Raw genomic sequence first — 15,396 nt, forward strand, 5'->3', positions numbered from 1 at the left:
AAACTCAATGACGATCAGCTTGTTGTTTTTTCCATAGGGCCTTTAATTGATATAATTCGTCTAAAGCTTCACGGGGCGATAAATTATCAGGGTTAAGGCTTTTAAACGCTTCGTCAAAAGCAGAATCAATGCTTGATTTTTCTTCATGCTTTAAAGCAACAGAAAACAGTGGCAAATCATCAATAAGCTTATTGGCTTTGCCAGAAATTTCACCATCTTCCAATTGCTTCAAAACATCACGCGCGCGGTTTACTACCTGTTTAGGTAAGCCGGCAAGCTTGGCAACTTGTACCCCGTAAGAGCGGTCGGCCGCACCTTCACCCACTTCATGCAAGAAAATAACATCGCCTTTCCATTCGCGCACTTTCATCGTGTGATTGCGCAAACGTGGCAGTTTTTCGGTTAAAGCGGTCATTTCGTGAAAATGGGTGGCAAATAGCGCACGGCAATGATTAACTTCATGCAAATATTCAACACTTGCCCAAGCAATAGAAAGACCATCAAAGGTTGAAGTACCTCGGCCAATTTCATCAAGTATGACCAAAGAGCGTTCACCTGCTTGATTTAAAATAGCAGCTGTTTCGACCATTTCCACCATAAAGGTTGAGCGGCCACGGGCAAGATCATCAGACGCGCCAACACGGCTAAATAAGCGATCAACAGTACCAATATGGGCAGAGCCTGCCGGCACAAAAGAACCCATTTGCGCCATAATCGCAATAAGAGCATTTTGCCGCAAAAAGGTAGACTTACCACCCATATTGGGACCGGTGAGCAACCAGATTTCACCAAATTGCGCATTTTTATGCGGAGATAGATTGCAATCATTGGCAACAAAGGGATCACTTGCTTGTTTGCGCAAAGCTTGCTCAACAACGGGATGGCGGCCAGCAACAATATTAAAAGCAAGACTGTCATCAATTTGTGGGCGGCAATAGCCTTGTTCATCAGCCAAAATAGCAAGGCTGCTGGTAACATCAAATAAGCTTAAGGCATTGGCACCATTGCGTAAAAGGTCGGCTACTGCAATAACTTCATTTTCGAGCTGACTAAAAATATCAAGTTCTATGGTCAAAGCTTTATCGGCTGCATTGGCAATGCGGCTTTCAAGGTCTGCAAGTTCAGTTGTGGTAAAGCGCATGGCATTGGCCATGGTTTGGCGGTGGATAAAACGGGCTTTAGCGTCAGCCCCTTCGGTCATTGCGCCAGATTGGTTGACGGTTACCTCGATAAAATAACCCAAAATATTATTGTGCTTAATTTTTAAGGTCTTAATGCCTGTTTCATCCATATAACGCGCTTGTAAGGCTGCAATAACTCGGCGCGACTCATCACGTAATGCGCGCATTTCATCAAGCTCTTGATGGTAGCTTGTGCGTACAAAACCACCATCGCGTTTTAACAAGGGCAGTTCATCGGCTAGGGCGCGTTCTAAATGGGCGTAAAGTGGAAGGGGTAAGGTTTTTAAGGCTTCTAAAGCTTGCGCCAATTCAATAGGTAATAAAGTATTTTCTAGTATTTCCGTTAGCGAAAAGGCGGCGGACATTGCATTTAAAATTGCGGCAAAATCGCGTGGACCGCCGCGCTCAACCCCAAGGCGTGATACAGCGCGCGGCATATCAGCTATGCCTTTTAAAATTGCTCTTATGCCATCACAAATTTGCGCATTACCAAGGAAAAAAGCCACTGCATCTAATCTTTGATTTATGACATTGGGATTGGTAAGAGGGGTCATTAAACGTTCAGCTAACAACCTTGCTCCGCCATTGGTTACCGTGCGGTCAATGGCTTTTAATAAGCTGCCATTGCGATCCCCCGATAAAGTACGGCTTAATTCAAGGTTTAGACGCGTTGCTGGGTCAATAAAAAGGCTGCAGCCTTCAAACTCGCGCTCCGGCCGCATCAAGGGTGGACGTTCGCTAATTTGGGTTTTTTCAATATAAGCAATTGCACCGCAAATAGCAATTAATTCTGGCTTAGTAAAATTGGCAAAACCGCTTAAGGTTGCCACTTTAAAATAATTACAAATTCGGGCTTCGGCAGTTGCACTATCAAATAGGCTTTGTGGTTGTGTTGTAACACTGCGCCCTAAAATTTCAAAAACGGGCCGTAAGGATTGGTCGTGGAATAGCTCATCACTGACCAAAATTTCCTTAGGGTCAATACGCATAATATCGCCCAAAAGTCGTTCAAGACTGCTTTCAATGACTTTGAAAACGCCGGTTGAAATGTCAATCCATGCCAAAGCAAAGCCGTTGTCGCCTTGTCCTTTAACCCGTCCCAAAGCCATAAGATAATTGGCCGATGATGGATCAAGCAATTTTTCTTCGGTGAGTGTTCCTGGTGTTACAAGACGAACAACGTCGCGCTTCACCACCGATTTTGCACCGCGCTTTTTAGCTTCTGCAGGGTTTTCAATCTGCTCGCATACGGCAACGCGGTAGCCCGCAGTAATCAGGCGTTGCAAATAATCATCTGCGGTATGAACAGGCACACCACACATGGGAATGTCTTCACCAAGATGCTTACCGCGTTTTGTGAGCGTTATGCCAAGCGCACGCGAAGCATCAACTGCATCATCAAAAAACAATTCGTAAAAATCACCCATGCGATAAAACAACATATAATCGCTATGGGCCGCCTTGATTTCGATATATTGTTCCATCATTGGCGTTGGGCGATCAACTACAGGCGTTACGGGCTTATTGTCAGTGGCGCTTGGTTGCAAGGCTTGTGTTCCAGTCGTTCTTAAGCGATGATTTAAAAATTGGCAATTATCATCATGTCACCATAGGCGATGGCACTTTGACAAAAAGCATATTGCGGCAATGGTCAAAAATTGCAACGCTTACAACGCAGTATTACACATGATAATGCGCCATTCCTTCAATGCAGACTTTCGCTCAAAACTCAACTAAAATTTCAAGCTAAATTTATTTTTGATAAAATTAAAGCGCTTTTATTTGCGATACATTCCACGAAGTATCATTTTGCTGGCAGGCTTTGCCTTGATAAATCATAATACCGTTGAAAGATTCGCGCGTGGTTTTAAATGAGCGACATTGGCTGCCATTTTCAACAAAACTGTTAAGGATAGACATGGTTCCGCGGCTACCTGTTGCGTCATTTTTCCAGTTAACGATTGAGGAATCAGGCTGCGCTGCTATTTGTTCACGCATGATTTTTTCGTCGCCGCCTAAATCAACCTTGGGTAAATTTACGCTATTCCCACCAATTGATCCGGTAATAATGCTGTTATCAGGCATGATTTGCGGTGTTTTGGGTTGCACAATAACGCAAGCTTGCAGGCACGACCCTAGCACTAATAGGCTAAAACCAAGCATTATGGGGCGAAAATAACAAGAAAATGCGTTTTTAAATTTAATCATCAAAAGCTTTCCGGTACTTTATAAACAAAGGTTTTGATGTAACCAATGCTTGAACTCTTTACGCAATACTAATAGGCTCATATCAAGCCGGACGACTTGAGCTTAACTTCTATCTCAGAATTTCACAAGCGCTAGGATATATTATGACAAATGATACATTAACAGAAGATGACTTTACCAAGGAGGAATCTCCTTTTGATCTTTTTACAAAATGGTTAGATGACGCAAGCGCTAGCGAAATAAATGACCCCAATGCGATGGCTTTAGCTACAGTGGATAGCCAAGGTCTCCCCGATGTGCGTATGGTTTTGCTGAAAGGTTTTGATGATGATGGCTTTGTTTTTTACACCAATTTTGAAAGTCAAAAAGGTGTGGAAATCTTAAATAGCATGAAAGCCGCATTATGTTTTCATTGGAAAACCTTAAAGCGGCAGGTGCGTGTTCGCGGTATTGTGGAAATTGTTAGTGATGAAGAAGCCGATGCCTATTATAATAGCCGAGCACGCGGAAGTCGTATTGGTGCTTGGGCATCTAAACAATCACGACCGCTTGAAAGCCGCTTTGCACTTGAAAAGGCAGTCGCTGAATATGGCTTGCGCTATGCTGTTGGTTCCATTCCGCGCCCGCCTTATTGGTCTGGCTTTCGCATTCGTCCAACTTATATTGAATTTTGGCACGATAGGCCATTTCGCCTTCACGACCGTTTGGTCTTTAAACGAGATAATATTGATGATGAAAACTGGCAAACCGTGCGGCTTTATCCGTAATTATCTTTAAATTATTGTTTAACTTAAAAAGGTCATTATTCATTTAATGGCCTTTTGCTTATTTTAGAATGATTTTATTCCTCATTGACAATTGATTATATTTAGCTAATGATCGGCTTGTACCTGGGGTGTCTTGACAAGAGGCTGAGATATTGCTGGCTTTAAAGCAGCGCAATGACCCGTTGAACCTGATCCAGCTCATACTGGTGGAGGGATGGTCTGATGTCTGCTGCTTCTCGTCTTTATCTTTAGACTTATCGCAAATAGGCATTTTTCTCCTTTACCTTTGGCGAGAGGGATTTTCCTTTAAATAAAGCAAGGAGAATTCACCATGTCAGAAAATTGTTTTAAAGTAACAACTGGCGCACTTCCTTCTTCTAAAAAAAACTATAAATCAGGCACTATTTATCCGCAAATAAAGGTGCCTATTCGCTATATAAAATTGCATCCTTCTAGTAATGAACCAGATTTGCCTGTCTATGATTCGTCTGGCGCTTATAGCGATGAAAATACGGATATTACGATTGATAAGGGGCTTGCGCCTATTCGTGAATCTTGGATATTGGCGCGCAGCGATGTTGATACCTATGAAGGGCGAACCGTCAAGGCTGCAGATAACGGTTTTGTATCGGAGGCAAAAAAAACACCAGAATTTTTGCAATGTCGCCAACCACTTCGCGCCAAAAATAATGCAGCCGTCACGCAAATGGCTTATGCACGCGCTGGTATTATAACGCCAGAAATGGAATTTGTTGCGATACGAGAAAATTTGGGGCGTGAAAATTTAGAGCATGAAATATGCACCATTGGTGAAAGCTTTGGTGCAGCTATTCCACCATTTGTAACGCCCGAATTTGTCCGCAATGAAATTGCGCTTGGTCGAGCGATTATTCCCAATAATATCAATCACCCTGAAAGTGAACCAATGATTATTGGTCGTAATTTCAGTGTAAAAATTAACGCCAATATTGGCAATTCAGCCGTGACGTCTTCAATGGAGGAAGAAGTCGAAAAAATGGTATGGGCCATTCGCTGGGGAGCGGATACAGTGATGGATCTTTCAACTGGGCGCAACATTCATAATATTCGTGAATGGATTATTCGTAATTCCCCAGTCCCTATTGGCACTGTGCCAATTTATCAAGCCTTAGAAAAAGTTAATGGCATTGCCGAAGATCTAAACTGGGAAATTTTTCGTGACACTTTGATTGAGCAAGCTGAGCAGGGGGTTGACTATTTTACCATTCATGCTGGCGTGCGTCTTTCCTATATTCCATTAACCGTTGATCGTGTTACTGGTATTGTCTCACGCGGTGGCTCGATCATGGCGAAATGGTGCTTATATCACCATAAGGAAAGTTTCCTTTACGAGCATTTTGATGAAATATGCGATATAGCCCGTGCTTACGACATTGCCTTTTCATTGGGGGATGGTTTGCGTCCAGGTTCGATTGCTGATGCCAATGATGCGGCGCAATTTGCCGAACTTGAAACTTTGGGAGAGCTTACAAAAATTGCTTGGGCAAAAGATTGTCAAGTGATGATTGAAGGGCCAGGTCATGTGCCCATGCATAAGATTAAGGATAATATGGATAAGCAGTTAGCCTATTGTGGTGAAGCACCTTTTTATACTTTGGGGCCGCTTACTACCGATATTGCTCCGGGCTACGACCATATAACATCGGCAATAGGTGCGGCGCAAATTGCTTGGTATGGCACTGCTATGCTGTGTTATGTTACACCAAAAGAGCATCTTGGCTTGCCAGATCGACAAGACGTTAAAACCGGAGTTATCACTTATAAGATTGCAGCTCATGCCGCCGATCTTGCCAAAGGATTACCAGCTGCTCAATTGCGCGATGACGCGTTGTCGCGTGCACGGTTTGAATTTCGCTGGGAGGACCAGTTTAATTTATCATTGGATCCAGAAACTGCCCGTTCTTTTCATGATCAGACCTTGCCGAAAGAAGCTCATAAGCTTGCGCATTTTTGTTCAATGTGTGGTCCCAAATTTTGCTCTATGAAAATTTCGCACGAAATTAAAGACGAAATGGAAAAGGAAAAGCAAAAAAATGAAGGTATGGCGACCATGGCACAAAAATATAAGCAAAATGGTGATCTTTATATGGAAGTTTCATAAATAATAAAAAGCACCTGTGTTTTCACACAGGTGCTTTCAAACTTTAAAGAAATTAAAAGCTTATTGCTGTAAGGCAACGGCGCGGTCAAGACCTGCGCTAAAGCCTTTTAGCGAAACAGTGAGCGTTACATCTTGGCCACCATCAAAAGCCTTGCCAACGAGAATGAGGTTTTGTCCACTTTTTAGACCAGAAACCAATTGGTTGGTAAGTGGAAGATTTGCAACGCAACCACCTGGATAGCAAGTATTGAAAGCTGTGGTCGCTGGTGCGCCATTATCAATGCGATAGGTCATGCCTTCAGCTAAGCGAAGACCAAAAGGCAAAACAAGGTTGATTTTGCTGTCGGTTGCACTTGGAATAACCTCAATAGCCATGACGCGCTGACCATTATTTTGCATTTGCTGTTGTGATACACTACAGATTTTTTTGGAATTTTGCACGCCGCAAGATACAGTCCAATCTTGGAATGTTTCTTGTACGGTACTTGCACCGCCGGAGAAACTAACTGAATTTGCGGCAGGAGCTGCATCTTGTGCAGAAGCAACCCCAAGTCCAGCGATGCTCAATACAGCTGCGATCAACAGTTTTTTCATCATATTTCTTCCTGTTTCATAGTCATAGATTGTGGCTTTATATTTAAATCTAAAGCTTATTATTCTCATAATTTCTAATTTTCTTAAATAAAAATTCTAATACAAATAGAATTAAATTTTGAAATTTTATATTATGACATTCTGTCGAAACCAATTAATCATTTCTTGGCTCATTAAAATACTGCAACACAAGCTGTGTAAGTTACTGAGCTTAGGTGACCTTCCATTTCAATATAAGAGTTAGAGCAATTTTGCAAAGAGTAAATAGTTAATTAAAAAATCAACAAGATTTATAAAATATTTCACCACTTTTTGGGCTAAAATTTTTATTAATTCTAATATCTTGTACAGATCCAAACAGAGTTCTGGGCAATTCTAAAGGCTGAAAAAAATAGCTAATAGATCAAAATATCTAAACATAAAAAAAAATTATATTAAGTAATTAATTTTTTTTGCCTCATAAGGTTAAAATAGCATTGCAATCACCTTGATAATGGTGCTGTTATGGGGCAACAAAAATGTGTCAAAGAAAAATATTGTATCACCTTATTTAGGTGAAGCATTTTTTAATGCTTTGGTTGGTTCTAGTTAAAAGGAGAGATGACTTGGGCGAGATAATCTTCGTTGCCAAAGAAACGGCAGAGGGGGAGCCGCGTGTTGCTGCGTCTCCTGAAACAGTAAAAAAATATATAAGTCTTGGTTATAGCGTGCTTGTTGAAAAATCAGCTGGTGATCGCTCACGTATTCCAGATAGCGAATATGAATCAGCAGGCGCTACCCTTGCAAGCGCAAGTCAGGCAAAAAATGCCGATATTATTTTAAAGGTTCGCCGGCCTAATGAAAAAGAACTGTCATCCTATAAAAAAGGCGCGGTGCTCATTGCCATGCTTGACCCCTATGGTCATGAAGGTGATGTGGCAGCGCTTGCCAAAGCTGGCATTAGTGCGTTTACAATGGAATTTATGCCGCGCATTACCCGTGCTCAGGTGATGGACGTACTTTCTTCGCAGGCTAATCTTGCCGGCTATCAAGCGGTGATTGATGCAGCTAGTACCTATGATCGCGCCATGCCAATGATGATGACTGCCGCAGGTACTGTGCCGGCTGCTAAATTATTTGTCATGGGCGCGGGCGTTGCCGGCTTGCAAGCTATTGCGACAGCTCGTCGTCTTGGTGCTGTGGTAACTGCCAATGATGTGCGTCCCGCCGCCAAAGAGCAAGTGGCATCACTTGGCGCAAAATTTATCGCTGTTGAAGATGATGAATTTCGTGCCGCTGAAACATCTGGTGGTTATGCCAAGGAAATGTCCAGCGAATATCAGGCAAAACAAGCAGCTCTTACCCAAGATCATATTGCCAAGCAAGATATTGTTATTACAACGGCGCTTATTCCAGGCCGTCCTGCACCGCGATTAATTACCAAAGACATGCTTAAAACCATGCGTCCTGGCTCAGTTGTTGTTGATCTTGCGGTTGAGCGCGGCGGCAATGTTGAGGGCGTGGTTGCCAATCAAGTGGTGGATGTTGAAGGAGTTCAAGTTGTAGGCTACACCAATATGCCGGGCCGTATTGCTGCCACAGCGTCTCAACTTTATGCGCGCAATCTTTTTGCTTTCCTTGAAAGCATGACAAATAAGGAAGCCAAAGAGTTGAAGATCAATCTAGATGATGAATTGGTAAAGGCAACTTTACTTACCCATGATGGGGCGATACTTCATCAGGCTTTTGCCCATGTAGAAATTGAAGAAAAACCAGCTGCCAAAAAGGCCGCCAAGAAAGGGGCTGAATGATGGAGACCACTGCTATTGAAAATATAATTCAAAGCCTTGATCAAGCTAAAAACAGTTTAGAACAGATTGCTGCAAATCAGAGCGAGACTATTATAACTATCACCCAAACAACAACGGGTGGCTCTATGGATTTTGTTTACCAATTGGCTGTTTTCTTTTTGGCTATTTTTGTTGGTTATTATGTTGTTTGGTCGGTTACGCCCGCGCTTCATACGCCGCTTATGGCGGTTACCAATGCTATTTCATCGGTTATTGTGGTTGGTGCACTTTTAGCTGTGGGTTGGTCTGCTTCTGGTATGGCGACAGCCTTTGGTTTTATTGCTCTTGTCCTTGCCAGTATTAATATTGTTGGTGGGTTTTTAGTGACACAGCGCATGCTTGCCATGTATAAGAAAAAAGAAAAGTGAGGCTTAAATAATGAGTGTTCAATTTGCTGCCTTCCTTTATTTGGTGTCAGGCATTCTATTCATCATGGCCTTGCGCGGTCTATCGCATCCAACCACCAGCCGTAAAGGTAATATTTATGGCATGGTTGGTATGGGCATTGCCATTGTAACAACCCTATTATTAACCACTCCCGGATTTTTGGGTATAACCCTTATCATTGCAGGTCTTGGTATTGGCGGCGTGATCGGCGCTAGAATTGCAGATCGCATTGCCATGACCTCCATGCCACAATTGGTCGCGGCTTTCCACTCCTTAGTCGGACTTGCAGCTGTTATGGTAGCTGCTGCCGCGCTTTATTCACCTAGTTCGTTTAATATTGGCGATGTTGGCTCAATTCATGGCCGCGCGTTGGTTGAAATGGCGATTGGTGTTGCTATTGGTGCTGTAACGTTTACCGGTTCTATCATTGCATTCTTGAAGCTTGATGGCCGCATGTCTGGTAAGCCAATTTTATTGCCAGCCCGTCATCTTATCAATATTGCCCTTGGCGTTGCTATTCTTGTTCTCATTATTGTTTTGGTGGCGAGCGAAAGTCATTTTGTTTTCTGGCTTATTGTTGTTTTGGCATTGGTGATCGGTGTTACCATGATTGTGCCAATCGGCGGGGCTGATATGCCTGTGGTTGTGTCAATGCTTAATTCCTATTCCGGTTGGGCTGCAGCCGGTATTGGTTTTACTTTGCAAAATATGGCGCTTATTATTACTGGTGCGCTGGTTGGCTCATCTGGTGCAATTTTGAGCTATATCATGTGTAAAGGCATGAACCGCTCATTCATTTCTGTGATTTTGGGCGGCTTTGGTGGTGAAACAGCTGCTTCTTCTAGTGGTGGTTCTACTGAACAACGCCCGGTTAAGCAGGGGTCTGCCGATGATGCTGCCTTTGTGATGAAGAATGCTGCTAAAGTTATTATCGTTCCAGGCTATGGTATGGCGGTTGCACAAGCACAGCATGCCTTGCGTGAAATGGCTGATAAGTTAAAGGCAGAAGGCGTTGAAGTTAAATATGCCATTCACCCAGTTGCTGGCCGTATGCCCGGCCATATGAATGTGCTTTTAGCTGAAGCAAATGTGCCTTATGATGAAGTCTTCGAGCTTGAGGACATTAATTCAGAATTTCCAACCGCTGATGTGGCCTTTGTTATTGGTGCAAATGATGTTACCAATCCGGCAGCCAAAACTGATCCAACCTCGCCAATTTACGGTATGCCTATTCTTGATGTTGATAAGGCAGGAACAGTGCTATTCTTAAAACGTGGTATGGGTTCTGGCTATGCTGGCGTTGAAAATGAACTTTTCTTCCGTGACAATACAATGATGTTGTTTGGTGATGCCAAGAAGATGGTTGAAGCAATTGTTAAATCGCTTGATACTGACTAGTCTTAAGGCTTATTAAGGCAAATATTAACGGCGATAGGATTATTAATCTTATCGCCGTTTTTTATTGCAATTTATTATAAATATACCAAATTGCAAAGAACTTACATATTATAAAAAATAATTTATTAATGTCTTTCCATTTGTTGTTTACATTTTTCTTAAAGTATAATTTATTATATTTTGAAAATATTTAAAATAATCAAATGGTGGATGATGAAAAAAGCTCTTTCAGTTATTTTGGCAGCGGGCCTATTGGCTAGCTTATCAACAATTACATCAACAATCGTAGTGGCTGCGCCAATACCAGATGCGGCAATTCAATCTGCCCATGAAGTACCACCACCCGTGGCAAAAAATGATGCTGATTTTGATAAGGCATTATTGGATGATGTTGATGGTGTATCGCTACAGCTTTATACGCGTATTTCTTATAATGGGTTTTATAAAAAAATGCCCCTTGATAATGATGATGCGTTAAAGGCTGAATATAATATTACCAAAGCGCAGTTTGATAAGGCCAACGAAGTTTTTAGCAAGCGTATGCAGGATGATAAAAGTTTTAAATTCATCAACCTTTTTGGTGCCTATTTCTGGGATCAAGCTGGCGCTGGCGGCAAAAACAGCGAGTTTGCCAAGGATTATGTCCAATCGGTTTTAAATGATGGTCCTCTTTATCTTGATCCCCCGATGACAATGACTGAATATAGCGATCTTATGCGCTATTATGGCAATAAAATTGCTTTTGAACCTGATATGGGTGAGCTAGCCGCATCTGACCGCGTGCTAAAGGATAAGGGCTATACTTTTGAGGAGTTACAGATTATTGGCGCGTGGCTTGGGCGTGCTACTGCGCTAGGCATGGGTATTCGGTAATGGTAATAAAATGGAACCGTCTATTGATACTGGCAATTTTAAGCTATCTTTTGTCAACCTTTCAGGTCATGGCGCAAGGTGCTCCCAATTATGTGCCAGGAACCCGCCTTGAAGGCGAGTATCAATCTTTTGGTAAATGGCAATTTACCGTTACCAGCCTTACGCGTGATGAAACATCTATTCATCCGCAAACAAATACGGTTGAAGTGTGTTTGAAAAAGGGTATGGATCAAGCGGCAATTCCGTTCACGCCCAAGCCTTTAAAGGGTCGCTGCGTTCTTCGTGGCAATCGATTTGCTGCAGATAATATTGACATTAATTATATTTGTGATGAAGGACAAGATATTTATAGCCACCTAAGTTTCAGCCTAGATCATAAAGGAGATGGCATTTATGAGGGGCCACTTAATTATGGAGTTGCGCCGCAAGATTTAGCTTATCAACTTCATTCCGTTGCCTATGTTACAGCAAAACGTATGAGTGATTGTGAGGAATGATGTTGCGTATATTATCTGTTATTTTATTGGTCATATTTTCATTTATGCCAATCGCTCATGGAGCTAGTGGTTTGCTTGATACAGATCGGCTCATAGAAGGCAAAGCTCGCGATGCGATTGCTGAAACCTTTACCCCCGGCCTTTACAGTATCACTTGGTTTGAACCGATGCTAACGCCCAATTTAACAATTGAGAAAAGAGAGTTAAATCGTTGCTATAGCGCAGAAGACGCTAAAAATGGCGTTAATATTGCACTGCCGCCAGCCCAACAAGCATCTTGCAAAAGCCGTACAACGATGGTGCATGATGATATTGTATTTGATACAGATTGCACCAATAAGGCCTTTCAACAATTACGTGTAATGGAGTGTGGGCACCGCCTTTGCGGTACTTATCGTTATTCAGACAAGGATGATGATCGCATTTTTGAGGCAACTGTTTTTATTGATAAAATGTCGGAAGATTGTCCTTGATTGAATTTTTTAAATATTTCATAGTATTATTGAAATAATAAAAATTAAATTTATTGACATATTTTTATATCTATATTTAATATTTAATATTTAAGCTTTATTTGAATTTAAATTATGAGGTATAGAATATGACTTTAATTCATGCATTTTCTTTAGATTTAAAAGAAAATATATCGATAATATCTGCAAAGAAAAAATTTGCAGAAGGGTTTATTACATCAAAGCAAAATTTTCAGTGCCCAGATCCGAATTGCGATGCTCGTGTTACATGTGCTAATCTTGGACGTCCTGTGAAAGGAATAAAGGTATCCCCTCATTTTAGAGTGATAGGAATGCATAGCAATGAGTGCAAAATAGCAAAAGATTTTACCAAAAAGGAAAATTTAAATGCAAAAAAGCATAATGTTGGTACTATTAGCCAATATGAAAGCGATAGCTACTCTTTAAATTTAGATATAAATTTAAAAGCTAATAATGATCCTAAAAAAGAAAATGAAGGTGACGGATTTTCAAATGGATTTTCAAAAATTAAAAAAAATAAAATAAACAATATAATAGTAAAAAAGCGTAATCTTCGTTTAAGTGTAGTTGTTGATAAATATTTAGGCAATTGTAATGATGAAATTTCAATGCCAGATGGTACTATTATTAGTACTGATGATTTATTTATTAAAATTGATGGACAAGATATTACTCGTCTACCAAAATCACTTCGGATTTATCATGGTTTAGCATGGGTTAATAATGTTAAAAATAATAATTTTAGTATTCGCTTTAACAATTGTTTGAGAGTTGATGATAGGGAAATAAGGCCTAGTTTCCTAATTAATAGCAGGATAATTGAAAACCTGGACAAAAAGTCAAGCCTTTATGAAGATCTGCTTACAAATTCCGGTGGACTTGAAGGAAAAAATAAAGTCAAGCCAATAACTGTTTATATTGTTTCTACACCTCCTTCGGTTCTAAATAATGAAAATAAAAAAGGTAAACAAACTACAATTTTTCTAAATTTTCAACTAAAAGGACTACAATATTTGGAATATAGGTGATATTTACCTTTAATTTTAAAAAGGATTGATGATGTCTGCTCACCTCCCTAAACTTGGTATTATCCGCCTTGATCATAGCAATGGTTTGGATCTACCTGCCTATGAAACGGCAGGTGCGGCAGGAATGGATTTACGCGCTGCGCTCCCAAAAGACCGTCAGATTATTTTAAACCCAGGCCGGCGCATTTTGGTGCCAACTGGTTTGATTTTTGAAATTCCATTGGGTTATGAAGTGCAGATCAGACCACGCTCTGGTCTTGCTTTAAAGCATGGCATAACCTGCCTTAATACGCCTGGTACTATTGATAGCGATTATCGTGGTGAAATTCAGGTGCTTTTGATTAATTTAGGTGAAGAAGAATTTAGAATCACCCGTGCTATGCGTATTGCACAAGCGGTAATTGCGCCTGTTGTGCAGTTACAGTGCGAAGAGCGACAAGAAGTTTCGCAAACAGAGCGCGGCGAAAAAGGCTTTGGCTCAACTGGACATCATTAGGGCACTAGCTAATTTTAAAGTAAATTAAAAAAAATGCCTCAAATTTTCATTTGAGGCATTTTGCATTTTAAAGATTAGTTTGTTTGCACCTGTTGACGTGCATTTTCTTCAGCCATGCGCTGTTGGAAAATTGCTGCAAAGTCAATTGGGTCAATCATCAATGGTGGGAAGCCGCCACTGCGAGTAATGCCAGCAATGATTTCACGCGCAAATGGGAAAAGCAAGCGTGGGCATTCAATGAAAACAACCGGCATTACATGTTCTTGCGGGAAGTTTTGCACGCGGAACACGCCGCCATAAACGAGTTCAATATTGAACATAACGTCTTTTTCATCGCCTGCACGTGCATTTAATGAAAGCACAACGTCATACATGTCATCGCCCATTTCATTGGCGTTAACATTTACAGCAATATTGATTGGCGGAGCATTATCACGCAAGCGCAATGAATTTGGCGCATTTGGACTTTCAAAAGAAAAATCGCGGATATATTGCGTTAAAATATTAAGACTAGGTGCAGTTGCACCATTATTGTTTGCATCTGTTTCAGACATAAACACTACCTTCTTTTAAAGGCGAACAACGGCCCGCCAGCGTTGGAATATATTATTCGCTATCACGTAAGTACAATTATGGCAAGAAAAGCTGGAAATAGTTTTACGTTTTTTTTAGGATTATCGCAAGTTATCATCGTTTTTAGTGTCACTTATGTATTTAATGTCACGCTTTTCATCATTTTCACTGCGATAATCATTACTATCAAGATCAATGATTATTTCGCCATCCTCTGTTGATGAATAACCTCGACGATTACTTGTTTGATGGTCTGCGTAATATTTTGTGTTAAGTTTGGTGTGGTTCTTCATGAATTTTAGCAATTTTTCTTGCACAAAAGGAATGAGCAAAATAATTGCCAAAATATCCGTTACAAAGCCCGGAATAAAAAGCAAAATACCGGCAATAAAGGTCATTAAACCTTTAACCATGTGTTGGTCGGGATTTCTTCCTGCTGTAAGCTCTATTTGAACTTGCGTTATCATATCGCGGCCTGATTTTGCGATCAATGATCCCCCAATTACCATTCCCAAAAACAATAGTAATAACGTCCAAAGTACGCCGACTTGTCTTCCAACAACTATAATGCTTGCAACTTCAATAAAAAAAGCTGCAAAAAATACAAATCCAAATAAACGCAGCTTCATTAGTAATGCCTTTTAATCAACAGCGCAGTCGCCTCTAAACTTAACAAAATTATAGCTAGCTAAGATTTTACAATCTATCTTATAAAATAAAAGCTAATACCCGCTTAAATTACCAGCGGCTGAAGTTTTAATATAATTATTAAATATATAATTTAAAGTGCAGCTTTGCCTTTTGATGCTCACCGATTGAGGGGTGGGTAATGTTTATATAATCTAATGGTTGGATATTTGCATTTGGCAGTGATGTTATCAGTATTTAGCGCAATGCCAACTGCGTTAACCCTTTTTGATATTTCAATAGC

The 15,396-nt window shown here is 40.8% G+C and carries 14 protein-coding genes, 1 pseudogene and 1 riboswitch; of the genes and pseudogenes, 10 read left to right on the forward strand and 5 right to left on the reverse strand.

Translation table 11 applies throughout. The annotated features are described in order from the left end of the window. Positions 1 to 4: 4 nt before the first annotated feature. Positions 5 to 2,668 (reverse strand): DNA mismatch repair protein MutS, encoded by a 2,664-nt coding sequence (gene mutS, locus N6B01_RS00920; RefSeq protein WP_262080696.1) that lies wholly within the window; start codon positions 2,666 to 2,668, stop codon positions 5 to 7. A 280-nt stretch (positions 2,669 to 2,948) separates the two neighbouring features. Then, on the reverse strand, positions 2,949 to 3,389 hold the full coding sequence (locus tag N6B01_RS00925; RefSeq protein ID WP_262079479.1) for an RT0821/Lpp0805 family surface protein: 441 nt from the start codon (positions 3,387 to 3,389) through the stop codon (positions 2,949 to 2,951). A gap of 143 nt (positions 3,390 to 3,532) precedes the next feature. Between N6B01_RS00925 and pdxH the strand changes: the two genes are divergently transcribed. Next, positions 3,533 to 4,156: a pyridoxamine 5'-phosphate oxidase gene (gene pdxH / locus N6B01_RS00930; RefSeq protein ID WP_262079480.1), complete on the forward strand. Its 624-nt coding sequence runs from the start codon at positions 3,533 to 3,535 to the stop codon at positions 4,154 to 4,156. A 114-nt stretch (positions 4,157 to 4,270) separates the two neighbouring features. Further along, positions 4,271 to 4,388, forward strand: a riboswitch (TPP riboswitch). Between the two features lie 99 nt (positions 4,389 to 4,487). Then, positions 4,488 to 6,296 (forward strand): phosphomethylpyrimidine synthase ThiC, encoded by a 1,809-nt coding sequence (gene thiC, locus N6B01_RS00935; RefSeq protein ID WP_262079481.1) that lies wholly within the window; start codon positions 4,488 to 4,490, stop codon positions 6,294 to 6,296. A 60-nt stretch (positions 6,297 to 6,356) separates the two neighbouring features. Here thiC and N6B01_RS00940 read toward each other — a convergent pair whose 3' ends face one another. Further along, positions 6,357 to 6,893, reverse strand: coding sequence for an invasion associated locus B family protein (locus tag N6B01_RS00940; protein WP_182418480.1), 537 nt, complete (start codon positions 6,891 to 6,893; stop codon positions 6,357 to 6,359). Positions 6,894 to 7,495: 602 nt separating this feature from the next. Between N6B01_RS00940 and N6B01_RS00945 the strand changes: the two genes are divergently transcribed. From N6B01_RS00945 to dut, 8 genes and pseudogenes are all read left to right on the forward strand, one after another. Further along, positions 7,496 to 8,680 carry a Re/Si-specific NAD(P)(+) transhydrogenase subunit alpha gene (locus tag N6B01_RS00945; protein WP_262079482.1) on the forward strand — a complete coding sequence of 395 codons (1,185 nt, stop codon included), beginning with the start codon at positions 7,496 to 7,498 and terminating at the stop codon, positions 8,678 to 8,680. Between the two features lie 110 nt (positions 8,681 to 8,790). Continuing rightward, a pseudogene (locus N6B01_RS00950) lies at positions 8,791 to 9,087 on the forward strand (proton-translocating transhydrogenase family protein); the annotation flags it as partial. 10 nt (positions 9,088 to 9,097) lie between these two features. After that, positions 9,098 to 10,504, forward strand: coding sequence for an NAD(P)(+) transhydrogenase (Re/Si-specific) subunit beta (locus N6B01_RS00955; RefSeq protein WP_262079483.1), 1,407 nt, complete (start codon positions 9,098 to 9,100; stop codon positions 10,502 to 10,504). Between the two features lie 210 nt (positions 10,505 to 10,714). Continuing rightward, the gene (locus N6B01_RS00960; protein WP_262079484.1) at positions 10,715 to 11,377 is read left to right on the forward strand and encodes a hypothetical protein; all 663 of its coding nucleotides are present in this window, start codon (positions 10,715 to 10,717) and stop codon (positions 11,375 to 11,377) included. Then, positions 11,377 to 11,874, forward strand: a complete 498-nt coding sequence (locus tag N6B01_RS00965; RefSeq protein WP_262079485.1) for a hypothetical protein — start codon at positions 11,377 to 11,379, stop codon at positions 11,872 to 11,874. The genes N6B01_RS00960 and N6B01_RS00965 overlap by 1 nt, the downstream gene beginning before the upstream one ends. Then, positions 11,871 to 12,347, forward strand: a complete 477-nt coding sequence (locus tag N6B01_RS00970; protein ID WP_262079486.1) for a hypothetical protein — start codon at positions 11,871 to 11,873, stop codon at positions 12,345 to 12,347. The genes N6B01_RS00965 and N6B01_RS00970 overlap by 4 nt, the downstream gene beginning before the upstream one ends. A gap of 128 nt (positions 12,348 to 12,475) precedes the next feature. Beyond that, positions 12,476 to 13,396, forward strand: a complete 921-nt coding sequence (locus N6B01_RS00975; RefSeq protein WP_262079487.1) for a hypothetical protein — start codon at positions 12,476 to 12,478, stop codon at positions 13,394 to 13,396. Between the two features lie 31 nt (positions 13,397 to 13,427). Then, entirely contained in the window at positions 13,428 to 13,892 is a 465-nt protein-coding gene (gene dut / locus N6B01_RS00980) for a dUTP diphosphatase (RefSeq protein WP_262079488.1), read from the forward strand. A 74-nt stretch (positions 13,893 to 13,966) separates the two neighbouring features. On the opposite strand, the gene secB is transcribed toward dut, so the two are convergent. Further along, positions 13,967 to 14,446 carry a protein-export chaperone SecB gene (gene secB, locus N6B01_RS00985; protein WP_182418487.1) on the reverse strand — a complete coding sequence of 160 codons (480 nt, stop codon included), beginning with the start codon at positions 14,444 to 14,446 and terminating at the stop codon, positions 13,967 to 13,969. 120 nt (positions 14,447 to 14,566) lie between these two features. Further along, complete coding sequence (locus tag N6B01_RS00990; protein ID WP_262079489.1) at positions 14,567 to 15,094, reverse strand: FxsA family protein; 528 nt, start codon at positions 15,092 to 15,094, stop codon at positions 14,567 to 14,569. Positions 15,095 to 15,396 lie beyond the last annotated feature (302 nt).

It is taken from the genome of Bartonella sp. HY406, assembly GCF_025449315.1.
GTDB lineage: Bacteria > Pseudomonadota > Alphaproteobacteria > Rhizobiales > Rhizobiaceae > HY038.